A 24,510-nucleotide genomic window follows, 5' to 3' on the forward strand; every position below is an offset into this window, starting at 1 on the left:
AGGGGGCTAGTCGGTGTGCGGGAGACCGGACGGCAGGTCGTCCGTGACGCGCTGCTGCGGGATCACCACGGCCCCCTGCTGGAGCGCCACCGTACGGGCCGGGGACGGGATGCGGATGCCCTCCTCGCGGTAGCGGCGGTGCAGGCGCTTGATGAACTCGTGCTTGATGCGGAACTGGTCGCTGAACTCGCCGACGCCCAGGATCACCGTGAAGCCGATCCGGGAGTCCCCGAAGGTGTGGAAGCGGATGGCGGGCTCGTGGTCCGGGACCGCGCCGGTGATCTCGGTCATGGTCTCGGCGATGACCTCGTGCGTGACCCGCTCGACATGGTCCAGGTCGCTGTCGTAGCCCACGCCCACCTGCACCAGGATCGTCAACTGCTGCTCGGGACGCGTGTAGTTGGTCATGTTGGTCTTCGCCAGCTGCCCGTTGGGGATGACCACCAGGTTGTTGGAGAGCTGGCGGACCGTGGTCTGCCGCCAGTTGATGTCCACGACATAGCCCTCCTCGCCGCTGCTCAGCTGGATGTAGTCACCCGGCTGGACGGTCTTGGAGGCGAGGATGTGGATGCCCGCGAACAGGTTCGCCAGGGTGTCCTGGAGGGCCAGCGCGACCGCCAGACCGCCCACGCCCAGGGCGGTGAGCAGGGGCGCTATGGAGATGCCCAGCGTCTGCAGCACCACCAGGAAGCCGATCGCCAGCACCAGCACCCGGGTGATGTTCACGAAGATCGTGGCGGAACCGGCGACCCCCGAGCGGGACTGGGTGACCGACTGCACCAGTTCGGCGATCACCCGCGCGGCCGACACCGTCACCGCGAAGATGAGCACCACTTGAAGGCACTGGTTGGTGTGGTGCTGGACCGACCTGGTCAGCGGCAGCACCGCCGCCGCCGATGCCGCCCCGGCCGTGATCGCCGCCCACGGGATCGCCGTGCGGAGCGCGTCCACGATGACGTCGTCACCGCTCCAACGGGTCCGCTTGGCGTGCTTGGCCAGCCAGCGCAGCATCCCGCGCGACAGAAAGGCCAGCAACAGGCCCGCCGCGAGGGCGATTCCGGCCAGTACCAGGTCATCGACGGTGAGCGCTCGGTTCACCGGTTACCTCCCATTCGATTGTGCAACCGCTCATCCTGCCGTATCCGCACGCGGGTTCGTACCGGGTGGACCCGTGCGCGCTTGTGCTGCCCGCGCCCCTGCGGCAGGCTGTCGAGCAGTGATCGTCAGGGAGGCTCGATGACAGGTCCGGTGCTCGCCGTCGACCAGGGCACGTCCGGCACCAAGGCCCTGGTGATCTGCCCCGAACGGGGCGTCATCGGCACCGGCTTCGCCGCCGTACGGACCCGGCACCTGCCCGGCGGCCTGGTGGAGGCGGACCCCGAGGAGCTGTACCACTCGGTGCTGGTGGCGGGCCGCCGGGCGCTCGCCGAGGCCGGCGAACCGGTGACCACACTGGGCCTGGCCAACCAGGGCGAGACGGTCCTCGCCTGGGACCCCGGCACCGGGCGCCCGCTCACCGAGGCGATCGTCTGGCAGGACCGCCGGGCGGAGACCGTCTGCGCCGGACTCGAAGAGCACGCCGAGGAGTTACGCGCCCTCACCGGCCTGCCCCTCGACCCCTACTTCGCCGCGCCCAAGATGGCCTGGATCCGCCGCCACCTCACCACCGACGGGGTCGTCACCACCACCGACGCCTGGCTCGTCCACCGGCTCACCGGCGCCTATGTCACCGACGCCGCCACCGCGAGCCGCACCCAGCTCCTCGACTTGGACCGGGTGGAGTGGTCCTCCCGCGCCCTCGACCTCTACGGGCTGTCCGCCGAACACCTCCCCGAGATCGTCGACAACGCCCAACTGGTCGGCACGACCAAGGAGTTCGGCGACAAGATCCCGCTCACCGGACTCGCCGTCGACCAGCAGGCAGCCCTCCTCGCCCACCGCATCACCGAACCCGGCGGCGCCAAGTGCACCTACGGCACCGGCGCGTTCCTGCTCGCGCACACCGGTGACACCCCCCGGCGCTCCACCTCCGGCCTGGTCGGCTGTGTCGCCTGGCGGCTCGGCGGACAGCCCGGCTACTGCCTGGACGGCCAGGTGTACACGGCCGCCTCCGCCGTACGCTGGCTCACCGACCTGGGCGTCATCTCCGGCGCCGCCGACCTGGACCGGGTGGGCGGCGGCGTCCCCGACACCGGCGGGGTCACCTTCGTGCCCGCGCTGGCCGGGCTCGCCGCTCCCTGGTGGCGCGGCGACCTGCGCGGCTCGCTCACCGGACTGGGCCTCGGCACCGGCCCCGGGCATCTGGTGCGCGCCCTGTGCGAGGGCCTCGCCGCCCAGGTGGTGGAGCTCGCCGAAGCCGCCCGCACCGACCTCGGCACCCCGCTCACCGCGCTCCGCGCAGACGGCGGCCTGACCCGCTCGGCGCTGCTCATGCAGACCCAGGCCGACCTGCTGCAACGCCCGGTCGAGGTGTCCACCCTGCCCGACGCCACCGCCCTGGGCGTGGGCGCCCTGGCCCATCTCGGCAGCGACCCCGTCGACTTCATCCCCGACGACCCGCCCTCCGCCGTCTACGAACCGCGCATCTCCGCCGCCGAGGCCGCCGACCGCCTGGGCGTCTTCCGGTCCGCCGTCGCCGCGCTGATCGAAGGAGCGGGAGCCGGATCGGGAGCGCCGGTATGACGGTCACCGCCGAGGGGCCGCTGCCCGCGGTCCCGTACGACGTGGCGGTCGTCGGCGCCGGAGTCGTCGGCAGCGCGATCGCCCGCGAACTCGCCGCCCGACCGCACCTGCGGGTGGCTCTGGTGGAGGCCCAGGACGATGTCGGCCAGGGCACCTCGAAGGCCAACACCGCCATCCTGCACACCGGTTTCGACGCCCACCCCGGTACCCTGGAGGCCCGCCTGGTCCGCGAGGGCTCCCGGCTCCTCGCCGCCTACGCCGCCGCCTCCGGCATCCCGGTCGAGCCGGTCGGCGCCCTCCTGGTCGCCTGGGACCGGGAGCAACTCGCCGCGCTTCCGGACCTCGCGCGCAAGGCCGTACGCAACGACTACCAGGACGCCCGCCCGCTGGACGCGCGCGAGCTGTACGCCCGCGAACCGCACCTCGGCCCCGGCGCGCTCGGCGCCCTCCACATACCCGGCGAGAGCATCGTCTGCCCCTGGAGCACGACCCTGGCCTACGCCACCCAGGCCGTCCGGGGCGGTGTCGACCTGCACCTCGACTCCCGGGTGGAGCGGGCGGCCCGGCACGACGGCCTGCACACCCTGACCACCTCGCGCGGCCCGCTGCACACCCGCCACCTGGTCAACGCGGCCGGCCTGCACGCCGACACCCTCGACCGGCTGCTCGGCCACCGCGCCTTCACCGTCACCCCGCGCCGGGGCCAGCTGATCGTCTACGACAAGCCCGCCCGCGACCTGGTCCGGCACATCCTGCTGCCCGTCCCGACCGCCCTCGGCAAGGGCGTCCTGGTCGCCCCCACGGTCTACGGCAACGTCCTGCTGGGCCCCACCGCCGAGGACCTGGACGACAGGTCCGCCCCCCGGTCGACCGCCGACGGGCTGGCCGCGCTGCGCGAGAAGGGCCGCCGGATCCTGCCCGCACTCCTCGACGAGGAGGTCACCGCCGTCTACGCCGGACTGCGCGCGGCCACCGAGCACGACGACTACCGCATCTCCGCCCACCCCGGCCAGGCCTACGTCACCGTCGGCGGCATCCGCTCCACCGGTCTCACCGCCTCCCTCGCCGTCGCCGCCCATGTCATGGGCCTCCTGCGGGACTCGGGCCTGGACCTGAAGGACCCCGTCGAACTGCCACCGGTCCGGATGCCGAACCTCGGCGAGGCCTTCCCCCGCCCCTACCAGCGGGGCGGTGACGTCATCGTCTGCCACTGCGAGCGGGTCACCCTCGGCGAGATCCGCGACGCCCTCACCGGCCCGGTCCCGCCGCGCGCCCTGGCCGGCCTGCGCCGCCGTACCCGGGCCGGGGCGGGACGGTGCCAGGGCTTCCACTGCGGGGCGACCGTACGCGACCTGTTCGAGAAGAAGGCCGGGCACACCCGATGACGACCGCCGAACGCCATGTCGACGTCCTCGTCGTCGGCGCGGGGCCGGCCGGTCTCGCGGCCGCCGCCCGGCTGGCCGCAGGCGGAGCGGGCCGGGTGGAGGTGCTGGAGCGGGAACAGGAGGCCGGGGGAGTGGCCCGGCACTGCGCCCACGGCGGATTCGGCACCTGGACCCGGCCGCTGACCGGACCGGCCTACGCCCGCCTGCTCGTCGAGGCCGCCGCGACGGCGGGCGCGGTGGTCCGTACCGGGATCACCGCCCTGGACTGGACCGGCCCGCTCGCCCTCGCCACCGTCGGCGAGCGGGGCCCGGAGACGGTCACCGCACGGGCCGTGGTCCTCGCCACCGGCGCCTACGAACGCCCCCGCGCGGCACGGCTGATCCCGGGCACCCGGCCCGCCGGGGTCCGCACCGGAGGCGAACTCCAGCAGGCGGTCCACCGCTACCGGCAGCCGATCGGCGAGCGGGCGGTGGTGGTCGGCGCCGAGGACGTGTCCTACGCGGCCGCCTGGACGGTACGGGCGGCGGGCACCGAACTCGTCGCGATGGTCACCGACCGGCCGCGCGCCGACTCGCTGCGCGCGCTGGACGCCCGGCTGCGCGCCCGCGTCCCCCTCCTCACCGGCACGACCGTCACCGAGATCCTCGGCCACGAGCAGCTGTCCGGCGTCCGCATCCGCCACCGCGACGGCCGCACCGGCGTCCTGCCCTGCGACACGGTCGTCTTCACCGGAGACTTCGCCCCCGAGAACCAACTCACCCGCCGCGCCCGGCTCACCCTCACCGACGGCCCCTTCACCGACCGCCCCGGCGTCTTCACGGCGGGCGGCCTACGGCACCCGGGCCAGAACGCCCGAACAGCGGCCCGAGAAGGGGCCAGGACCGGCCGGGCGGCGCTGGAGTGGCTGGCCGACCGCCCGTGACGGACCCGTGCGGGTGGTGGGGCGGTCGTCTGTGACGGACCCGTGCGGGTGGTGGGGCGGCGTCGGCCGTCCGTGACCGACCCCTGCGGGTGGTGGGAGGGCCGCTGGTGACGGGATTCGTGCGGGTGGTTGTTCCGTTGGCGGTGACGGGACCCGTGCGGTTGGCCGGCCGGCCGTCGGTGACGGGCCCCGTGCGTGTGCCCGCTCAGTCGCCTGTGAAGGACCCGTGGCGCCCGGCTCCCGACGCGAACCGCGCCGCGCCCTCCAGACCTTCCGTCAGGACGCGCATGCCGTGGCGGATCTCGGCGCGCATCGCCGTCTCCTCGTCCAGCCCCTCCTGGTCCAGTACCGAGGCGCGGTCGCTGCGCAGGCAGGCCTGGGGGAAGTCCGCGATCGAGGCGGCCAGTTCCTCGGCGGCCTCGCGGGAGCGGCCGGGCGGGACGAGCCGGTCGGCCAGGCCCATGGCATGGGCCTCGGCGGCCGGGACCGGGCGGCCGGTGAGGATGAGGTCCATCGCCCGGCCGGTGCCGATCAGCCGGGGCAGCCGTACCGTACCGCCGTCGATGAGCGGCACGCCCCAGCGGCGGCAGAAGACGCCGAACACCGCGTCCTCCTCGGCGACCCGCAGATCACACCAGAGGGCCAGTTCCAGGCCGCCGGCCACGGCGTGCCCGGCGATCGCGGCGATCACCGGCTTGGACAGCCGCAGCCGGGTCGGTCCCATCGGGCCGTCACCGTCCTCCGCCACCCGGTTGCGGTTCCCGCCGCCCATCGCCTTCAGGTCCGCGCCCGCGCAGAAGGTGCCGCCCTCGCCCCACAGCACGGCCACCCGGGCGGTGTCGTCCGCCTCGAACTCCCGGAAGGCGGCGGCCAGTTCCGCCGCCGTCGGCCTGTCCACCGCGTTGCGTGCCTCGGGCCGGGAGAGCACGACCGTACTGACGTGACCCTTGCGTTCCAGGCGGACCGGCATGTGGTGTCTCCTCCGCGGCGCGTTCAGATGACCTTCAGTCGTACCAGCGCTCCCAGTGTCAGGGCTCCCGGCAGCAACGGCACCCACACGGTGATGATCCGGTACGCGAGGACCACGGCCGTCACGACCGCCACCGGACCGCCCGCCGCCACCAGCGCCACGATCAGCGCCGCCTCCACCGAACCCAGGCCGCCCGGCGTGGGGATCAGCGCGACGGCGACCGTCGCCGCCAGGTACGCCAGCGCCATGTGCGCGGGCGGCACCGACAGGCCCAGCGCTCTGCCCACCGCCACCAGCCCGGCGGCCTGCAGCGCGGGGAAGGCCAGCGAGCCGCCCCACAGCGCCAGCGCGCGCGTCGGACGCGTGTGCACCGAGCGGGCCTCGCTCAGCGCGGTCCGCACGAACCGGAACACCGGCTCGCGCACCCGTCGTACGAGGAACAGCACGCCCACCGCGGCGGCCAGCAGCGCGCCCGCCACGGCCAGGACCGGCCCTACGTCCCCGTCGGGGAGCAGGCCGTCGAGCCGCAGCGCGTCCGGGAAGGCCACGAACAGCACGGCCATCAGGCCCACCCGGGCGATCGACTCGGCGAGCAGATACAGGGCGAGGGCGGCCGAGGAGGTGGCGAGCGGCACCCCGCACACCGTCATGAACCGCAGGTTGACCGCGCCCGAGCCGAGGCCCGTCGGCAGCAGGTGGTTGGCCGAGCCCGCCGCGAGCTGCGTGGCCAGCAGCCGCCACCGGGGCAGCGGCTGGATCACCGCGCCCTGCCGGGTGAAGGCCGCGGCCACCCAGGTCAGACAGGTGGCGGCGCCCGCCGCCAGCAGCCAGGGCCAGGAGGCGTCGCGGAGATGGCCGAAGCCCTCGACGAGGACCGGCCAGTGCTGCACCGCGATCACCGCGACCAGCGCGAGCGGAATCAGGGTCAGGATGTGCCGCCAGGGGATGCGGCGGACGAGCCGGGGGAGACGGCCCGCACGGAAGCCGGGGATTCTTACCGCTGTCACACCGGGAGAGGTTTTCCGCGCCGACCCAACTGCGGGTGGCGGAAGAGGAGACACCGGATGACGGCCGGGAAGCGGCTGAGCGAGGAGGCTCACCTGGGGCTTCGCGGAGCCGGGCGGAACCTTCGGAGGGCTCATCGGGTCCTTCGTACGAGGGGACGGCGAGCGGACATTGACCTCAACGATGGTTGAGGTCCTACGTTCTCTCCCATGAGTATGGAGACCACCGCCTGGATGCAGCTGCACAGCGTGATGACCGCCCAGCAGGAGCGGCGCCCGTTCGACCGGGCCACGCTGCGCCGTATCGCCGTCTTCGCCCGCCCGCACCGGGCGGGCATAGTCCGTTTCGTCCTGCTCGGGGTGGTCACCGCCCTGCTCGCCGTCGCCACCCCCGTCCTCGCCGGCCATGTCGTCGACGCGATCGTGGCGGGGCACGACACCGGCACGGTCGTACGGCTGTCGCTGCTGATCGCGCTCGTCGCGCTCGCGGAGGCGGCGCTCGGGGTGCTCGGGCGGCGGCTCTCGGCGACGCTCGGGGAGGGACTCATCCTCGACCTGCGTACGGCTGTGTTCGATCATGTGCAGCGCATGCCCGTCGCGTTCTTCACACGTACTCGTACGGGAGCGCTGGTCAGTCGTCTCAACAACGACGTCATCGGCGCCCAGCGCGCCTTCGCCGGCACCCTGTCCGGCGTGGTCAGCAACCTGGTCACGCTGGTGCTCACCCTCGCCGTGATGCTCACCCTGTCCTGGCAGATCACCCTGCTCGCGCTGGTGCTGCTGCCGGTGTTCGTGGTGCCCGCCCGCCGGATGGGCGGCCGGATGGCCCGGATGCAGCGCGAGGCCGCCGCCCTCAACGCCGACATGGGCACCCGGATGACCGAGCGGTTCTCCGCCCCCGGCGCCACCCTGATCAAGCTCTTCGGCCGCCCCGAGGAGGAGTCGGCCGAGTTCGCCGCCCGCGCCTCCCGGGTCCGGGACATCGGCGTGCGCACCGCCACCTCCCAGTCGGTGTTCATGACCTCGCTGACCCTGGTCTCCTCGCTGGCCCTCGCCCTGGTCTACGGCCTCGGCGGCTGGTTCACCCTGCGCGGCACCCTGGAGGCGGGCGCCGTCGTCTCCCTCGCCCTGCTGCTGACCCGGCTGTACGCCCCGCTCACCGCCCTCGCCGGGGCCCGCGTCGAGGTGATGAGCGCGCTGGTCAGCTTCGAGCGCGTCTTCGAAGTGCTCGACCTGAAGCCGCTGATCGAGGAGAAACCGGACGCCCGCGAGGTCCCCGAGGGCCCGGCCGCCGTCGAGTTCGAGGACGTCCGCTTCGCCTACCCGGCCGCCGACCAGGTCTCCCTCGCCTCCCTCGAAGAGGTCGCGGTCCTCGACTCGCGCGGCGGCGCCGAGGTCCTGCACGGCATCTCCTTCCGCGCCGAACCCGGCCAGACCGTCGCCCTCGTCGGCTCCTCCGGCGCCGGCAAGTCCACCATCGCGCAACTGCTGCCGCGCCTGTACGACGTCGACGAGGGCACCGTCCGCATCGGCGGCGCCGACGTCCGCGACCTGACCGCAGGCTCGCTGCGCGCCACCCTCGGCATGGTCACCCAGGACGGCCACCTCTTCCACGACACCGTCCGCGCCAACCTCCTGCTGGCCCGGCCCGCCGCCACCGACGAGGAGCTGTGGGACGCCCTCGGGCGCGCCCGCCTCGACGAGGTCGTACGGTCGCTGCCCGACGGCCTGGACACGGTGGTCGGCGAGCGCGGCTACCGGCTCTCCGGCGGCGAGCGCCAGCGCATGACCATCGCCCGGCTGCTGCTGGCCCGCCAGCGCGTGGTCATCCTCGACGAGGCCACCGCCCACCTCGACAACACCTCGGAGGCGGCCGTCCAGGAGGCCCTCGCCGAGGCGCTGGAGGGGCGTACGGCCGTGGTCATCGCCCACCGGCTGTCCACCGTCCGGGCCGCCGACCAGATCCTGGTGGTGGAGGCGGGCCGGATCGTGGAACGCGGCACCCACGACGAACTCCTCGCGGCGGCCGGCCGCTACGCGGAGCTGTACCGCACACAGTTCGCCGAGCGGGACGCCGAGCGCGACGACGAGGCACCGGACGCCGTACCGGCGGTTTCCTGACGCCGCCGCGTGCGAGAGGTGAACGCCCGGGCGGCGCCGGGGCGGTCGTGGGGTGTCCCGCGACCGCCCCGGCGCCGGGGCGGTCGGCGGACGCCGCGCTCGTCCGCGTGCGGACGCGACGCGAGACGGTCGGTGATGAACTCGTCGTCCGGGGCGCCGGGCGTGCCGAAGCGCCGGCCCGCACCGGCCACCGGGCCCTCCAGCAGCGGGTACGGGTAGCGGCCGTCGGCCGAACTCGTCGCCCCCTCATGCCCGGGGCGTACAAGTCCCTTTCCTCAACTCTTACTTCACCACTTGACGGAAGTGGTCCATACCTTTAGGTTCACGGGTCACGAAGGCCCCGTGAGCGCGTTCGACCTTCACAAGGTGAACGTGGTCCCGGGTGCCGCCATCCCCCCGCGTGAAAGGCCACCCCCCGCAATGGCCAGACCTCTGCCCACGGCTGTCGCCGCAGCCGCCCTGACGCTCTCCGCGGGCCTGCTCACCGCGTCCCCCGCGCAGGCCGCCACCGGAACCATCACCGGCCTCGCCGGCAAGTGCCTCGACGTCGCCGGCGCGAGCTCGGCCGACGGCACGGCCGTCCAGCTCTACGACTGCAACGGCACCGCGGCCCAGCAGTGGACCGTCGGCAGCGACGGCACCATCCGCGCCCTCGGCAAGTGCCTCGACGTCACCGGCAATTCGACCGCCGACGGCGCCAAGGCCCAGCTGTGGACCTGCGGCGGCGGCGCCAACCAGCAGTGGACGGTCACCTCCGCCCACGACATCGTCAACCCGCAGGCGAACAAGTGCCTGGACGCCACCGGCAACTCCTCGGCCAACGGCACCCGCGCCCAGATATGGACCTGTACCGGCGGCTCCAACCAGAAGTGGACCGCCCCGGCGGCCGGCGGCGGCACCACCCCGTCGGCGCCGATGGCCGTGGCGCCGTACCTCTACAACGGCTGGGGCGACCCGCCGAGCCCGACCACCATCACCAACGCGACCGGCGTGAAGTACTACACGCTCGCGTTCGTCCTCAGCAACGGCTACTGCAACCCGCAGTGGGACGGCAGCCGGGCGCTGACCGGCGGGGTCGACCAGAGCACCGTCAACACGGTGCGCGCCAACGGTGGTGACGTCATCCCGTCGTTCGGCGGCTACAGCGGCAACAAGCTGGAGAGCTCCTGCTCCAGCGCGAGCGAGCTGGCGGCGGCCTACCAGAAGGTCATCAACGCCTACGGCGGTCTCAAGGCGATCGACATCGACCTGGAGGCCGACGCCTACAGCAACGGGACCGTGCAGCAGCGGACCGTGGACGCGCTGAAGACGGTGAAGGCCAACAACCCCGGTCTCAAGGTGTACATCACCATCGGCACCGGCCAGAGCGGCCCCGACACCAGTCTGATCAACCGGGCCGCGTCCTCCGGGCTGACCGTGGACGCCTGGGCCATCATGCCGTTCGACTTCGGCGGCGCCGGGCAGAACATGGGCAACCTCACCACCCAGGCGGCCGAGGGCCTGAAGAACGCGCTGAAGTCCGCGTACGGCTGCAGCGACGACACCGCCTACCGGGACATGGGCATCTCGTCCATGAACGGCGTCACCGACAACAACGAGACCGTCACGGTGGCCGACTTCCGGACCATCCTCGCCTACGCCCAGCAGCACCACCTGGCCCGGCTCACCTTCTGGTCCGCCAACCGCGACCGGCCCTGCACCGGCGGCTCCGCCGACAGCTGCTCGGGCGTGAGCCAGTCGAACTGGGACTACACGCGCGTCTTCGCCGGGTACACGGGCTGACCCCCCGCCCTTCCCGCCCTTCCCGCACCTCTCGTACTTCTCGTCCTTAGGAGAACCCGTGCTTCGCCTTCTCCGGCGGCGCAGATCAACGGCCGCCGCCGCGGTGGCCGTTGTCGCCGCCTCCCTGCTGACCGCGGCGGGCGCCTCCTCGCCCGCGTCCGCCGCCGAGCTGCCCACCGGCAATGTCACGCTGCTCAACGCGGCGAGCGGCAAGTGCGTGGACGCCAAGGCGGCCGCCACCGCCGACGGCACCGTCGTCCAGCAGTACACCTGCAACAACACCACCGCACAGCAGTGGAGTCTCACCTCCACCAGCGGCGGCTATGTCCGGATCAACAACGCCAACAACACCAATGAGGTGCTGGACGTCACCGGCGTCTCCACCGCCGACAGCGCGGCCGTCCAGCTGTGGACCTACGGCGGCGGCAGCAACCAGCAGTGGCTGCCGGTCGACGACGGCGGCGGCGCCTACCACTTCGTCAACCGCAACAGCGGCAAGTGCCTCGACGATCCCGGCGCCTCGACCGCCGACAGCGTGCAGTTCGTGCAGTACACCTGCAACGGCACCGCAGCCCAGCGTTTCCAGGTCGTGCCCGTGGCTCAGACGAGCAACCCTGACCTCGGCTCCAATGTCGTCGTCTTCGACCCGTCGATGTCCGCCTCGACGATCCAGAGCAAGCTGGACTCGATCTTCCAGCAGCAGCAGACCAACCAGTTCGGCTCCCAGCGCTACGCGGTGATGTTCAAGCCGGGCGCCTACAGCGCGGACGTCAACGTCGGCTTCTACACCCAGGTGCTCGGTCTCGGCCTGTCGCCCGACGCGGTCTCCATCAACGGCGCGGTGCACGCGGAGGCCGACTGGTTCCAGGGCAACGCCACCCAGAACTTCTGGCGCGGCGCCGAGAACCTCTCCGTCAACCCGACCTCGGGCAGCGACCGTTGGGCGGTCTCGCAGGCGGCGGCCTACCGCCGGATGCATCTGCGCGGCAACCTCGCCCTGGACGACGGCGGCTGGTCCAGCGGCGGCCTGATCGCCGACAGCCAGATCAACGGGCAGGTCAACTCCGGCAGCCAGCAGCAGTGGCTGACCCGCAACTCCCAGCTGGGCAGCTGGACCGGCTCCAACTGGAACATGGTCTTCACCGGCAGCACCGGGGTCCCCGCGACCAGCTTCCCCAGCCCGCCGTACACCACGGTGGCGCAGAGCCCGGTGAGCCGGGAGAAGCCGTTCCTGTACGTCGACGGCGTCGGCGCCTACCAGGTGTTCGTGCCGGGTACCCGCACCAACTCCACTGGCACCAGCTGGAGTTCGGGAACCACGGCGGGCACCTCGCTCTCCCTGGACACCTTCTACGTCGTGAAGCCGGGCGCGACCGCCTCGCAGATCAACGCGGCCCTGACGGCGGGCAAGAACCTCCTGGTCACCCCGGGTGTCTACCACCTCGACCAGACCCTGCAGATCAACCGCGCCGACACCGTCGTGCTGGGCCTGGGGCTCGCCACCCTCGTCCCGGACAACGGCGTCACCGCCATGAAGGTCGCCGACGTCGACGGCGTCCAGGTCGCCGGACTGCTCTTCGACGCCGGCACCACCAACTCCAGCACCCTGATGGAGGTCGGCCCCAGTGGTTCCTCGGCCTCGCACGCGGCCGACCCGACCTCGCTGCACGACGTGTACTTCCGCGTCGGCGGCGCGGGCGTCGGCAAGGCCACCACGAGCCTGGTCGTCAACAGCGGCAACGTCATCGGCGACCACATGTGGATCTGGCGCGCCGACCACGGCACCGGAGTCGGCTGGACCACGAACACCGCCGACACCGGACTGGTCGTCAACGGCAACAACGTGACCATGTACGGCCTGTTCGTCGAGCACTTCCAGAAGTACCAGACCATCTGGAACGGCAACGGCGGCCGGACGTACTTCTACCAGAACGAGATGCCCTACGACCCGCCCAACCAGTCGTCCTGGATGAACGGCTCGACGCAGGGCTACGCGGCCTACAAGGTCGCCGACTCGGTCACCAGCCATCAGGCCTACGGCCTCGGCAGCTACTGCTACTTCAACGTCAACCCGGGCGTGGTCGCGGCGCACGCCATCGAGGCACCGAACAACGCCGACGTGCGCTTCACCGACATGGTGACGGTCTCCCTCGGCGGCACCGGCACCATCAGCCACGTCGTCAACAACACCGGAGGACCGTCGAACTCGTCCACCAACGTGGCGAACCTGACCTCCTACCCGTGACCGGAGCGGGTGTGCCCCGGCGGACCTCCGCCGGGGCACACCCGTTTTCACGACGGTGTGTTGTGCCGGGGCCGGTCCGCCCCGGCCGGCTGCCGGTCCTTCGGCTCCTCGTGGTCCTGGGCGGCCCGGTGGCCGCCGCGCAGCGCGGAGGCCACGGCGGAGACCAGCGCCATGCCCGCGGCCACGCCGAAGACGATGCCCAGGCCGTGGTGGAAGGGGCCGGAGACCAGCTGCGGGAAGAAGGTGTGCCCGGTCAGCACGGCGCGCTGGGCCGCCGACACATGGTCGAGGACGCCCTCGGAGGCGAGCAGGTGCTGGATCGGGTTGTTGCCGAGGAACGTCGCGAACAGCGTGCTCACCGGCGGCAGCGACGCGGCGTGCGCGGCGGAGCCGGCCGGCACGCCGTGTGCCATGAGGCCGCTCTTCAGGGTATCCGGCAGTGAGGAGGCGAGCCCCGAGACCATCAGCGAGAAGAACACGCCGATCGACAGCGCCGTACCCGAGTTCTGGAACGTCGAGCGCATGCCCGAGGCGACGCCCCGGTACTCGGCCGGCACGCTCCCCATGATCGAGGAGGTGTTGGGCGCCGAGAACATGCCCTGGCCGAGCCCGTTGAGCAGCAGGAGCGCCGCGAACAGCCCGTAGTCGAAGTCCACGGGCAGTGCCAGCAGCCCCAGGAAGGACAGCATCACGACGACCAGCCCGGCCGTGGAGAAGAACCGGGCGCCGAACCGGTCCGAGAGATAGCCGGAGACCGGCCCCGCGATCAGGAAGCCCAGCGTCAGGGGAAGCATGAAGATGCCGGCCCACAGCGGGGTGTCCTCGAAGTCGTAGCCGTGCAGCGGCAGCCAGATGCCCTGCAGCCAGATGATGAGCATGAACTGCAGCCCGCCGCGCGCGATCGCGGTGAGCAGGGCGGCCAGGTTGCCCGCGGCGAACGCCCGGACCTTGAACAGGGCCAGGTCGAACATGGGCTCGGCGACGCGCCTCTCGATGACGCAGAAGGCCAGCAGCAGGGCGACGCCCCCGATCAGACCGCTCAGCACCCACGGGTTGCCCCAGCCGGTGGCGCTGTCGCCGTAGGGCTGGATGCCGTAGGTGATACCGGCCAGCAGGATGCCGGCGCCGGCCGCGAAGGTGATGTTCCCCAGCCAGTCGATCCGGCCGGGGCGGCCCGTCGAGGTCTCCCGCAGGCTCAGGTACGACCAGACGGTCCCCGTGATGCTGACCGGGACGCTCACCCAGAACACCGCCCGCCAGTCGACGGCGGCGAGCAGACCGCCCGCGAGCAGGCCGAGGAACTGGCCGGCCAGTGCCGTGATCTGGTTGATGCCCAGGGCCATGCCGCGCTGCCGGGCCGGGAACGCGTCGGTGAGGATCGCGGCCGAGTTGGCGGTCAGCATGGACCCGCCGAAGGCCTGCACGATCCGCCAGAGGATCAGCCACAGGGCACCCGCCCCGGCCCGGAACGGATCGAGCGACAGCGCGACCGAGGCGCACGCGAAGATCAGGAAGCCCAGGTTGTAGATCTTCACCCGCCCGAACATGTCGCCGAGCCGCCCGAGCACGACCACCAGCACCGCGGAGACCAGCAGGTACCCGAGGATCATCCAGAGCAGATAGCCGATGTTGCCCGGCGCGAGCGGGTCGAGGCCGATCCCGCGGAAGATCGCCGGCAGCGAGATGATCACGATCGACGCGTCCATCGTGGCGATCAGCACGCCGAGGGTGGTGTTCGACAGCGCGACCCACTTGTAGCCGGGCCCGGCCGGAAGGTCACTGCGGCGGGCCGAGCGCAGTGAGCCGAGCCGCTCGCGGGCGCTCACAGCCGGGCCGCCAGCCGGTCGAGCAGCGGCAGGGCCGAGGCGAGCGCGGCCCGCTCCGCGGCGGAGAACTCGTCGAGGACGGCCGCGAGCCGCCGCACCGATTCCGAGCGCCGCTCGGCGAGCACGGCCCGCCCCTCCTCGGTGACGGCCACGATGCTCCGGCGCCCGTCCGCGGCATCGGGGCTGCGGCGGACCAGACCGCGCTGTTCGAGCTGGGCGAGGGTGCTGGCCATGGCCTGCGGCCGTACCCGTTCCATCTCGGCCAGGGCCGTCGGGGAGTCCGGCCCGTCGGCGGCGAGCCGCGCGAGCACGGACACCCCCGACAGCGACATGTCGCCCACCGCGTGCGCCTGCCGCAGTCGCCGCGTGACACGGCCCACCGCCAGCCGCAGCTCGGATGCGAGCCGGTTTGCCTCGCTCAGGTCGCGTATGTCGCCGCCGTCGGCGGGCATGCCTGTCTTCATACCTACTAACAATAGATTTATCAGTCTGGACTGTTCAACCGGTCGTAAGTAAGTGCCGCATGCCAGGGTCACTGAACCGATGTCGTGTCCTGGCCGTGTCGTGGGCGGGTCTCGCATCGGGCGGCCCCCCGGTGATGACGAGGGTGGAGACCGGCAGCGGCGCCGGGAGCGCTGCCCGACGCACCATGCGCTTGTGAGGAGTCGACATGGCACAATCCCCGCTGCGGACCGCCCCCGCACCCGCCGCGCGGCGCACGACGCTGTCCCACGCGACACCATCCGGCGGCATCGGCCGGCGCGCCGAGGCCACCGTCACGGTGGGCATAGCCGATCGCGAGGTGCTGGTACGCGGCGGCATCCGGGCCGCGCTGGAGCCGGCCCACGGCATCGACGTCGTCGCGGACACGGGCGACGAGAGCGCCGTGATCGAGATGACGCTGCGCCACCGGATCGGTGTGCTGCTGATCGACAGCGGCATGGCGGGCACGCGCGGGGCCTGGGTCACACGCACCGTGCGCCGGCTGTCCCCCTCGACCGCCGTGGTGGTGCTCGCGTCCGCACCGGGCGGCGGGCACCTCGACCGCGTCCTGCGGTCCGGTGTCGCCGGCTGCCTCCTCAAGAGCGGCAACCCGCAGGACCTGGTCGCGGCGGTACGGGTGGTGGCCAGGGGCGGGGCGGTCCTGTGCCCGGAGGCCGCCAAGCACGTCCTCGACAGTGTCGCCCGGATCGACACCGAACGCGTCGAGCGGGCGCGTGGACTCATCGGCGGCCTCACTCCGCGGGAGCGCGAGGTCCTGGGGCTCGTGGCCCAGGGCATGGCGAACGGCGAGATCGCACGCGCGCTGCATCTGAGCGAGGGCGGCGTGAAGGCCCACATCAGCCGCCTGCTGACCAAGCTCGGCTGCGGGAACCGCGTGCGCGCCGCCCTCATCGCCCAGGACGCCGGCCTCACCGAGGGCCTGCCGGCCGACCGAACCTGACCCCGGCCGGCTGAGTCCCGCCCTGTTCACGGCCCTGCTGGGGTGGTCGGCCAGTCCAGCCAGTCCAGGGCCGCGGCTCCCATGATCCATCGGAGGTCGTCCGGGTTCAGGAACGACAGGGCGTCGGTGAACAGCTCGACGTTCTCGCGGTAGGGGCACGGCAGCCGGGTCCAGTCGCTGCCCCAGAGCATCCGGCGCGGGCCGAAAGCGTCGAACACGCGCTCCAGGGGCTCGTGGAGGTCGGGGAACGGGAACGGCAGCCGTGAATGACAGGGCAACGCCGTGGCCTTGACCGCGACCCGCGGATGCCGGGCGAGCGAGACCAGGTCGGCGAGGTGGGCGAACGCCCCGGGGGACTTGGCGTCCACCGGCACGGCCAGGTGGTCGACGATCAGGCGCAGATCAGGGAAGCGCCGGGCGACCTCGCCCAGCGCGACGCTCATGCCGGGCGCGTAGACCATCACGGGCAGCGCGGCGGCGTTCGCGGCGGTCCAGAACCAGTCCAGGTCACCGGCCCGGAACCGGCACCGCCACGGATCGCGGTGCAGCGTGATCCGGATGCCCAGGCTGCCCGGCCGGTCCCGCCAGCGAGCCAGCGGCTCCGCGTCCGCGGGGCCGGTCAGCGGTATCCGGCCCATCACCGCCAGCCGGTCGGGATGGCGCGCCGCGGCCGTCCACGCCAGATCGTTGCGATCGCCCTCCCAGGACGGCGGCACGAGCACCGCGCGGTGGACCCCCGCGGCGTCCAGCACCGCGAGGGTCTCGTCCGCCGTGACCGGCCCGGCGCGGTGGGCGGTCGCCGCACCACCGGCCGGCCACGGCCGGGCCGGTGAGTCGGCGCCCCAGACGTGGACCTGCGCGTCGACCAGCCTCATGCCTGCGCGGGGAGGCAGCGGTGCGGTGACAGGTCGCTGATGTACTTCGCCTCGATGCCGGACTTGGCCAGGTAGTCCAGGCACAGCGCGACGCGCTGGACACGCTGGCGGATGGTGTTGTCGTTGACCGGGTCGTGCGGGTGGGACTGGGCGCTCGCCCCGATCTTCAGCATCATCGGCGAGCAGATCTGCACCAGTTCGGGCACCTCGTAGAAGCGGATGAAGCCACCCTTGCTGCCGTAGACGTCCGTCGGCAGGTCGATGGTCAGCTGCGGGGAGCCCTTGCGGATCTCCTGGAGGACCCCGAGCCCGAGGTCGTGGGTGGTGGTGACGCTGTCCGCGCCGTTCTCCGCGTAGATCCGCGAGGTCATCGGGTTCGACACGATGCAGTGCGAGGACGCCTTCAGCATGAGGTCGGCCGGCAGCTCACCGGCGGCGCGCATGTCCGACAGCAGCCGGATGACGCCGAGGTCGTAGGAGATCAGGCCGCGGCAGCCCAGCTCGGTCAGCCGGTACGCCTCCTCGACGCTCTGCGCGATCGCGTCGTTGTTGTTGATCCGCCGGCCCTGGGAGGCGCCGAACCCGCCGCGGTAGAAGGCCGCCTTGCGGTCGTACTCCGGCCGCGGGCCGAGCGCGAACACCATTCCGGCGCCGTTCTCCCGGCACAGGTCGAGCATGTCCTCGACCTCGGAGTCGGACAGCAGCATCGCGCCGAGCGTCTCGTTGAAGCGGGTGACCGGCAGTCCCTCGGCCTGCAGCAGGCGGAGGGTCGCGTCGAGCACCTTGAAGCTGTTGACGACCGGGATTTCGACCCCGTAATGCCCGCCGTCCGCGAATTCCACGCCGGAGGGCCTGAGTTCGATCTCGTCGCTGTACGGCAGGTCGTTCTCGATCAGGTACCGGCGGGCCCGCGACGCGCCGCGGGTCACGGTGGATCCGAAGTCGCTCGGCATGTTTTCCCTTTCTGAACCCGAGATGTTTCCTGTTAGCGCGATCCGAGGCTAGCGGCGGATTTCGGCACCGTGCGGAGCCCCGGGAATCTGTAGCCGAATTTCCGGTCCCCGAACGCTTCCGGGTATCCGAAGGATTCAATTTCTCGACATCTGTTTTCCCGCCATGTAGTCGTAGCTGCAACGGACTTCGGGCCACGAGGAGGGCACGGATGAGCCATGCCGAGACCGCGACGGTCGGCCTGTTGCACCCCGGACGGATGGGCGCTGGGTTCGGCGGCGCGCTGGCCGCCGCGGGCCACCGGGTGCTGTGGTGCCGTGCGAATCGAAGCGCCGCCACGGTGCGCCGGGCCGAGGAGTTCGGCCTGGAAGGGGTGGACGACCTCGCACAACTCGCGGCGCACAGCGACGTGATCGTCTCGATCTGCCCGCCGCACGGTGCGCCGCGGGTCGCCGCGGCGGTCGCCGGGACCGGATTCCGGGGACTGTTCCTGGACGCCAACGGCACCACCCGCCCGGCCCTGCTCGCCCTGGCCGGGAACCTGGCGGCGGCGGACATCCGCGTCGTCGACGGCAGTGTCATCGGACCGTGTCCGCAGGACGCTCCGGGCGTCCGGCTGCACCTTGCCGGAGACAAGGACGACGTCGCCCGGATCATCTCGCTTTTCGAGGGGACCGGAATTCGGGCGCTGGACACGGGCGGTTCGCTCGGCGCCGCCTCGGCACTCAAGACGTCCTACGCCACGTATCAGAAGGCCGCATACGTGTTGGCAGGCATCGCCTACGCATACGCAGACGCCCACGGCGTCATCGAACCGCTCATCGGGGAGGCATCGTTGATAACCCGTTCGCCTTTGACCGAAGTACTCGAAGACGAAATGCTGCCCAGCGTCGCGGCACGCGCCTGGCGATGGGGGCCGGAACTCGCGCAGTGCGCCGATGCCCTGCGCGAGGAAGGCCTCCCGGGCGGCCCCGCCGACGCCGCGGCGCGGGTGCTGGAGCGCTGGCTCCCGGTCCGCGACGCGTTCGACGGGGACACCCGTCGCGCCCTCGACCTGCTGGACGGTCGGTCGTGAACGCGCCGCAGGAGCCCCTGCGGGCGGAAGCCGTGGTCGTCGGTGCCGGACTGATCGGCATGTTCACCGCGCTGTCACTGGCCCAGCGCGGCATCGACGTCGTACTGATCGACGACATCGTCAACCAGAAGCGCAGCTTCAAGGTCGGTGAGTCGTTCCTGGTGTCCACGGCCCTGCCGCGCACGATCGGCCGGCTCGACACCTTCCTCGACGAGGAGTGCTTCGTCAAACTCGGAGTCTGGTTCACCGAGGGCATGGAGGGCGCCGAGAGCTTCGCCCCGCGCAGCGAATGGAGCATCGCGCCCCTCAGCGAGCACACCCTCGCCCAGTCGTCGGAGGACCACCGGGACCACTACCTCTTCAAGAGCGCCGAGGACAAACTGTGGTTCCGCTGCCTGGCGGTGGACCAGCAGATCGTGCGACCGGAGGCCGAGGACGAGATCCGCGCCACGGTGCGCGCACACCCGCACATCCGGTTCCTCGACAGCGCACGCGTCACCGATGTGCGGGTCGAGGCGGACGCTCCGAACGTCGTGCACTGGGCGGACCGCGCCACCTCGGCCACCGGGGAAGTGGTCGCCGACTGGATCGTGGACTGCTCGGGACGCAACCGGATGCTCGCGCGCAAGTTCGGCCACGCCATCGAGAAGGAGATCATCGCGCGGGACGGCTTCCAGACCACCTCGGTCTGGGGCCAGTTCAGCGGCATCACCGACGAACAGTTCGCGCCGGTCTGGGAGTACAGGGATCCGAACGGCGGATCGACCCCGCGTGACAAATACACGGTTCACCTGTGGGGAGAGGGCTACTGGATCTGGGTCATCCGCCTGTCCAAGGACCGCATCAGCGTCGGTGTGATCTTCGACCAGCGCACCCCGCTGCCGGGCGACACGCCCCGCGAGCAGTTCTTCGGCCTGATCGACCGCTACCCGGTGCTGCGGGACGTGCTGACCGAACCGCGGCTCCTGGAGTTCCGGATGTACCGCAACACCCAGTACATGACCGACACGTTCGTGCACCCGGACGGCTACGGCATGGTCGGGGACTCCTCCTCGATCATCGACGCCTACTACAGCCAGGGCATCGGCCTCTCCTGCCAGCAGTTGTGGCACCTCACGAACGTCATCGAGTCCCATGTGCACGGCGGCACGCTGGAGCGCGCGTACATCGACCGGATCAACCGCAACGCGCGGCAGGACTGGCTGATGATCCGCAACATGCTGCGCGAGAAGTTCACACGGGCCATCCACGATCCGCGCTACTTCCTGCTCACCCACCTGGCGGACCTGGTCGTGCTCTGGTCGACCGGAACCGCGCGCTCGGACTTCGCTACCTGGCTCGTGCGGACCGACGGCGAGACGGAGCGCGAGGGCCCGCGGGAACGGCGGCTGCGCCACCGGCTGAGCAAGCGCCTGTTCTACAGCAGGTCCCAGCCATGGGCCTGGCTGCCGCCGGAGACGGTGCAACGCGTCCAGTCGCACATCCAGCGGAAGATCGCCGAACGGGCGCGCTGGCGGCTGGACCACGGCAGCGAGGTCCCCGGCTTCCACTGCCAGATCTCGATCGCGCGTCCGCTGCCGCGGCTGTGGCGCGTGTTCACGGCCGGCGCGGCAGGTGTGGTGGACGTCTCGCCGCTCGACCGCATCGCGCCCGCGGCGCTGCGCCGGCCCTCGGCCCGCCGCCCCTTGACGCACCGGATCCCGATGAGCGTCAACACGCGCCTGACCTGGGTTCTCAACCTGCGCACCCATGGCGTCATCGCGATCTTCGCGTACGGATACCTGCTGGACGCCGCGGACACGGCGGTACGCAAGGCCCGCCACCGGGTCTCGGGCCGCGGCCCGGCCACGGTCCCGACGGCCGCCGCCGGCACGCCCCCGCAATAGGTACCCGCGGGTCAACTCCCGCCCACCGCCACGAAGACACCCTCGTGACGACCTGACCCGACCACGTCCAGAAGTCCGGCCGGATCCGCCCCGGCGCCGATCCGGCCGGACTCCCGGACGTGCCCTGTGACCACTGAAGGAGGCAGGTCCACGATGCTCGACGACTCGACGACCGCCGCGGTCCTGGCCGCGCTCGCCGTGGCCGCGTTCGCGTGCGCGTTGTTCGGCGCGGGGGCACGCGCACTGCGGCAGCCCCCGGTGATCGGGCAGATCCTGGCCGGGATCGCGCTCGGTCCGAGCCTGCTCGGCCGGCTGCCGGGCGATCCGACCGCGCGGCTGTTCCCGGCGCACATCCTGCCGTACCTCGGCATGCTCGGGCAGGTCGCGGTGACGGTCTTCATGTTCTCCGTCGGACAGAGCCTGACCGCGCACCGCGGTCAGGCGTCCGGGCGCGCCGTGGCCGCGGTCGCGGTCGGCGCCCTCGTGCTGCCGATGGGCCTCGGCGCCGCCCTGGCCGTGTCGGGGCGCGCCGCGTTCAGCGCCGCGGGCGAACCGCACGCGGGCAGCGGCACGTTCGTCCTCTTCATCGCGGTGGCCGTCTCCATCACCGCGCTGCCGGTACTCGCCGCGATCGTCCGCGACCGGGCTCTCGACGGCACCCGGGCGGGCACGGTGGCGCTGGCCTCGTCCGGTCTGATGGACGTGGTGGCCTGGCTCACCCTGGCGGCGATCACACTCGGCGCCGGATCCACGGACGGCGGGCGGTCCGGGGTGCGGCAGGTGGGCCTGCGACTGGTCCTGCTGCTCGCGCTCGCCGCGGTGCTGCTCGCCGTCGTCCGGCCGCTGCTGCGCCGTTGGCTGCGCGGCACCGGCGCGGTGCCCTACCACCTGCCCGTCGCGTTCGCCCTCGCCGCGGGCGCGGCGGCGGCGACCACCGCCCTCGGACTGCACGCCGTCTTCGGCGGTCTGCTCGCGGGTGCCGCCATGCCCCATCCGCCCCAGCGCCCCGGTTCAAGCGCTGATCGCGCCCCCGTCCCCTTCGTGGCCGCCTCCGTCCACGCGGTCGAATCCCTGCTGCTTCCCCTGTTCTTCATCACCACCGGCCTCGCCCTCGACGTCGGATCGCTGCGCCTCGGCGACTTCGTCCTGCTCGCGGTGGTCTGCGTCGTCGCCTGCGTGGGCAAGCTCGGCGGCGGGTATCTCGGTGCCCGCCTCGGCGGCCTGCCCCGGCGGCCGGGCGCGACCGTCGCCGCCCTGCTCAACACGCGTGGCCTGACCGAACTCATCGCCCTCAACCTCGGACTGGCCTCGGGCGTCATCCACCAGCGCGTGTTCACCGTCCTGGTGCTGATGGCCGTCATCACGACGCTGATGACCAGTCCGCTCCTGGCCGCCCTCGGCCATCGCGCGACCCCCGGGCGCGAGCTCGGGCCCCGGCCCGTCGAGCCCGCCGCGGTGCCGACCGTGAGCACCTGATCCCGGGCGAGACCCGCGCCGGCACCGTCCTTGGCGGAGCGGTCCGGCCGTCCCGGTACCTTCTGCCGGTGATCCGCGGTGTGCGGGAGAGGGGTCCGCCCCGGCCGCCGGGGAGGAGGCCGGCCGGCTGCCGGGGCGGAGATGAGGGGCCCGGACTTCGCTGGGGCGGGTCGATGGTGACCCCGCCGGGCGGTCGGTGTCCGGGCCGGTGCGTCTGCCGCGGTCGTCAGATGCGGCCCGCGCCCGCCAGGGTCTGCGTCGGAACGACCACCTTCAGGCCCAGCACGCCCAGGTCGACGCTGCCGTCGGACTCGGCGTACCAGCGCCAGTGCGCCCCGGGGACGTCGCCGACCGTGAGCACGATCCAGCCGCCGCCGTCGGACGAGGTCAGGTCCACGAGCGTGCGCGCCTCCTCGGCGGTCGGCGGGTCCAGGAGGACGACGAACCCGGTGACCTCACCCGTCCGAGCCGCACCCCGCACCAGGCCGACGCCCAACTCCTCGGCGGTGTTGAGGACTTCGTCGGGAGCCCGGCCCTTCACATCGGTCACCGAGCGGACCCGCACCAGACCGTTGAGGCCCGGCAGGGAACTGGCGCCCGGGTCCACCGACACCACGACCGTGCGCTGCTGGGGAAGTTCCAGCAGGCCCCGGACCAGCGCCGCGACGGTGTCCTGGGCGACCGTCAGGTCACCGCAGACGCTCAGCGAGCCGTTGATCTGCCCGAGGTCGACCATGACCTGCGCGTCCCGCTCGCCCACGCCGACCCGGGCCAGATGCGGCATGGCCAGCCCCGGATCGGCCGACAACTCGCCCTCGACGACCGACGGCAGGCCCGTGCGCTCCCAGCGGGTCGGGGCGAGCGCGGTCCACGGCGCCGGGGCGTGGTCGGCGCCGGAGACCGAGGCGAGCAGCTTGGTGGGCTCCGCCAGGACGCTGTACACCCGTACCGGCCGGGTCGTCTCCGACATGGTCACCGGCACGATCTCGCGCAGCGCCTGACGGACCATCACCGGAGTACGGGTGTCCGCCGCCAGGCGCCGGGCCAGCGCACCCCGCCGGCGTCGCCGCAGGGCCAGTGCCATGCCCCGCGGCAGCCGGGGGCGCAGTACCCGGCCCGCCCGGGCCGCACCGGAGCCGGTGGCGCGCGCGGCCCGGCCCAGCGGGCGCCGCGCGACGATCACCACGGTCAGCGCGGTCACCCCGGCGATGCCGCCGACCAGCAGCGGCATCGGGACCCGGCCGCTCACCCCGGCGAGCGGTCCGCTCGCCTTCGCGGCCGTCGTGGGCGCCGTACTCGGGGCGGCCGCCGACGCGCTACGCCCGGAACCCGAGGACTTCGACTGCGGCAGGACGCCGACCTGGACGCCGGAACCGGCCGCGTCCTCGGGGAGGATCAGCGCGAAGCCGGGCACCAGCTGGTCCGGGCTGACGAACACCGAACCGTCCGGCAGCAGGCGCCCGCTGTTGAGCACCAGGATCTCCTCGAACCGGTTGCCGTCGCCGAGGGTGCGCTGGGCGATGTCGAACAGGGTGTCCGTCTTGCCGCCGTTCTCCTTCGGCGACCTGACGACGTAGAACTTCGTCACCTCGTCGGCGCGCAGCACCTGCCCGGGCCGCTGCGGGACCGCCGCGTGGGCGGGCGCGGGCAGTGCCATCCAGGTGACGAGCGCGAGCGAGCACACCGCCACCGCCTGTGCCGTCCTGCGCTGCATGTCCGTCCGCCGGACCCGATTCGTCGCCGCCGGTGCGTCTCGCATCTTTCTCGTCCTCCTCCGTCAGGGGCGTCGACGCGCGGCTGGGAGCGCGTCGGCCGTCACACGCGTGGAGTCGCCGGTCGGTTCAAACTCTCTGAACCGTTCCGTG

At 72.3% G+C, this 24,510-nt stretch carries 17 protein-coding genes and 1 pseudogene; 10 read left to right on the forward strand and 8 right to left on the reverse strand.

The window, feature by feature from the left end; translation table 11 throughout:
- Positions 1–6 precede the first annotated feature (6 nt).
- Positions 7–1,098, reverse strand: coding sequence for a mechanosensitive ion channel family protein (locus ACIPSJ_RS33320; protein WP_401351380.1), 1,092 nt, complete (start codon positions 1,096–1,098; stop codon positions 7–9).
- A gap of 138 nt (positions 1,099–1,236) precedes the next feature.
- Here ACIPSJ_RS33320 and ACIPSJ_RS33325 point away from each other — a divergent pair, with 138 nt between their 5' ends.
- From ACIPSJ_RS33325 to ACIPSJ_RS33335, 3 genes and pseudogenes are all read left to right on the forward strand, one after another.
- On the forward strand, positions 1,237–2,682 hold the full coding sequence (locus ACIPSJ_RS33325; protein ID WP_401351382.1) for an FGGY family carbohydrate kinase: 1,446 nt from the start codon (positions 1,237–1,239) through the stop codon (positions 2,680–2,682).
- A complete protein-coding gene (locus ACIPSJ_RS33330; protein ID WP_401351384.1) occupies positions 2,679–4,067 on the forward strand; it encodes an FAD-dependent oxidoreductase in 1,389 nt (462 codons plus the stop codon). Before ACIPSJ_RS33325 ends, ACIPSJ_RS33330 begins: the two co-directional genes overlap by 4 nt.
- Positions 4,064–4,981: pseudogene (locus ACIPSJ_RS33335) on the forward strand (NAD(P)/FAD-dependent oxidoreductase); the annotation flags it as partial. The gene ACIPSJ_RS33330 and the pseudogene ACIPSJ_RS33335, both read left to right, overlap by 4 nt.
- Before the next feature lie 214 nt (positions 4,982–5,195).
- On the opposite strand, the gene ACIPSJ_RS33340 reads toward ACIPSJ_RS33335, so the two are convergent.
- Both ACIPSJ_RS33340 and ACIPSJ_RS33345 read right to left on the reverse strand, forming a co-directional pair.
- Complete coding sequence (locus tag ACIPSJ_RS33340) at positions 5,196–5,960, reverse strand: crotonase/enoyl-CoA hydratase family protein (RefSeq protein WP_401351386.1); 765 nt, start codon at positions 5,958–5,960, stop codon at positions 5,196–5,198.
- Between the two features lie 23 nt (positions 5,961–5,983).
- A complete protein-coding gene (locus tag ACIPSJ_RS33345) occupies positions 5,984–6,967 on the reverse strand; it encodes a lysylphosphatidylglycerol synthase transmembrane domain-containing protein (RefSeq protein WP_355717876.1) in 984 nt (327 codons plus the stop codon).
- A 213-nt stretch (positions 6,968–7,180) separates the two neighbouring features.
- Between ACIPSJ_RS33345 and ACIPSJ_RS33350 the strand changes: the two genes are divergently transcribed.
- The 3 genes from ACIPSJ_RS33350 (at position 7,181) to ACIPSJ_RS33360 (ending at position 13,112) form a co-directional block, all read left to right on the forward strand.
- Positions 7,181–9,085, forward strand: a complete 1,905-nt coding sequence (locus ACIPSJ_RS33350; RefSeq protein WP_401351568.1) for an ABC transporter ATP-binding protein — start codon at positions 7,181–7,183, stop codon at positions 9,083–9,085.
- Between the two features lie 420 nt (positions 9,086–9,505).
- Positions 9,506–10,867, forward strand: coding sequence for a ricin-type beta-trefoil lectin domain protein (locus tag ACIPSJ_RS33355; protein ID WP_401351388.1), 1,362 nt, complete (start codon positions 9,506–9,508; stop codon positions 10,865–10,867).
- A 58-nt stretch (positions 10,868–10,925) separates the two neighbouring features.
- Positions 10,926–13,112 carry an RICIN domain-containing protein gene (locus ACIPSJ_RS33360; protein ID WP_401351389.1) on the forward strand — a complete coding sequence of 729 codons (2,187 nt, stop codon included), beginning with the start codon at positions 10,926–10,928 and terminating at the stop codon, positions 13,110–13,112.
- Between the two features lie 47 nt (positions 13,113–13,159).
- On the opposite strand, the gene ACIPSJ_RS33365 is transcribed toward ACIPSJ_RS33360, so the two are convergent.
- Together ACIPSJ_RS33365 and ACIPSJ_RS33370 are read right to left on the reverse strand one after the other, a co-directional pair.
- The gene (locus ACIPSJ_RS33365) at positions 13,160–14,818 is read right to left on the reverse strand and encodes an MFS transporter (protein ID WP_401351569.1); all 1,659 of its coding nucleotides are present in this window, start codon (positions 14,816–14,818) and stop codon (positions 13,160–13,162) included.
- Between the two features lie 116 nt (positions 14,819–14,934).
- On the reverse strand, positions 14,935–15,402 hold the full coding sequence (locus ACIPSJ_RS33370) for a MarR family winged helix-turn-helix transcriptional regulator (protein ID WP_401351391.1): 468 nt from the start codon (positions 15,400–15,402) through the stop codon (positions 14,935–14,937).
- Positions 15,403–15,608: 206 nt separating this feature from the next.
- Here ACIPSJ_RS33370 and ACIPSJ_RS33375 point away from each other — a divergent pair, with 206 nt between their 5' ends.
- Positions 15,609–16,382, forward strand: coding sequence for a LuxR C-terminal-related transcriptional regulator (locus tag ACIPSJ_RS33375; protein WP_401351392.1), 774 nt, complete (start codon positions 15,609–15,611; stop codon positions 16,380–16,382).
- A gap of 26 nt (positions 16,383–16,408) precedes the next feature.
- On the opposite strand, the gene ACIPSJ_RS33380 is transcribed toward ACIPSJ_RS33375, so the two are convergent.
- Both ACIPSJ_RS33380 and ACIPSJ_RS33385 read right to left on the reverse strand, forming a co-directional pair.
- On the reverse strand, positions 16,409–17,257 hold the full coding sequence (locus ACIPSJ_RS33380; RefSeq protein WP_401351393.1) for an amidohydrolase family protein: 849 nt from the start codon (positions 17,255–17,257) through the stop codon (positions 16,409–16,411).
- A complete protein-coding gene (locus ACIPSJ_RS33385; protein ID WP_401351394.1) occupies positions 17,254–18,210 on the reverse strand; it encodes a hypothetical protein in 957 nt (318 codons plus the stop codon). Before ACIPSJ_RS33385 ends, ACIPSJ_RS33380 begins: the two co-directional genes overlap by 4 nt.
- A 209-nt stretch (positions 18,211–18,419) precedes the next feature.
- On the opposite strand from ACIPSJ_RS33385, the gene ACIPSJ_RS33390 reads away from it, so the two are divergent.
- The 3 genes from ACIPSJ_RS33390 (at position 18,420) to ACIPSJ_RS33400 (ending at position 22,645) form a co-directional block, all read left to right on the forward strand.
- Positions 18,420–19,283, forward strand: coding sequence for a DUF1932 domain-containing protein (locus tag ACIPSJ_RS33390; RefSeq protein ID WP_401351395.1), 864 nt, complete (start codon positions 18,420–18,422; stop codon positions 19,281–19,283).
- Positions 19,280–21,169 carry an NAD(P)/FAD-dependent oxidoreductase gene (locus ACIPSJ_RS33395; protein ID WP_401351396.1) on the forward strand — a complete coding sequence of 630 codons (1,890 nt, stop codon included), beginning with the start codon at positions 19,280–19,282 and terminating at the stop codon, positions 21,167–21,169. Before ACIPSJ_RS33390 ends, ACIPSJ_RS33395 begins: the two co-directional genes overlap by 4 nt.
- A 153-nt stretch (positions 21,170–21,322) precedes the next feature.
- Entirely contained in the window at positions 21,323–22,645 is a 1,323-nt protein-coding gene (locus ACIPSJ_RS33400; protein ID WP_401351397.1) for a cation:proton antiporter, read from the forward strand.
- Between the two features lie 226 nt (positions 22,646–22,871).
- On the opposite strand, the gene ACIPSJ_RS33405 is transcribed toward ACIPSJ_RS33400, so the two are convergent.
- Positions 22,872–24,404, reverse strand: coding sequence for a hypothetical protein (locus ACIPSJ_RS33405; protein ID WP_401351398.1), 1,533 nt, complete (start codon positions 24,402–24,404; stop codon positions 22,872–22,874).
- Positions 24,405–24,510: the final 106 nt, after the last annotated feature.

The sequence above is a fragment of the Streptomyces sp. NPDC090088 genome, assembly GCF_044747345.1.
Taxonomy (GTDB): Bacteria; Actinomycetota; Actinomycetes; order Streptomycetales; family Streptomycetaceae; genus Streptomyces.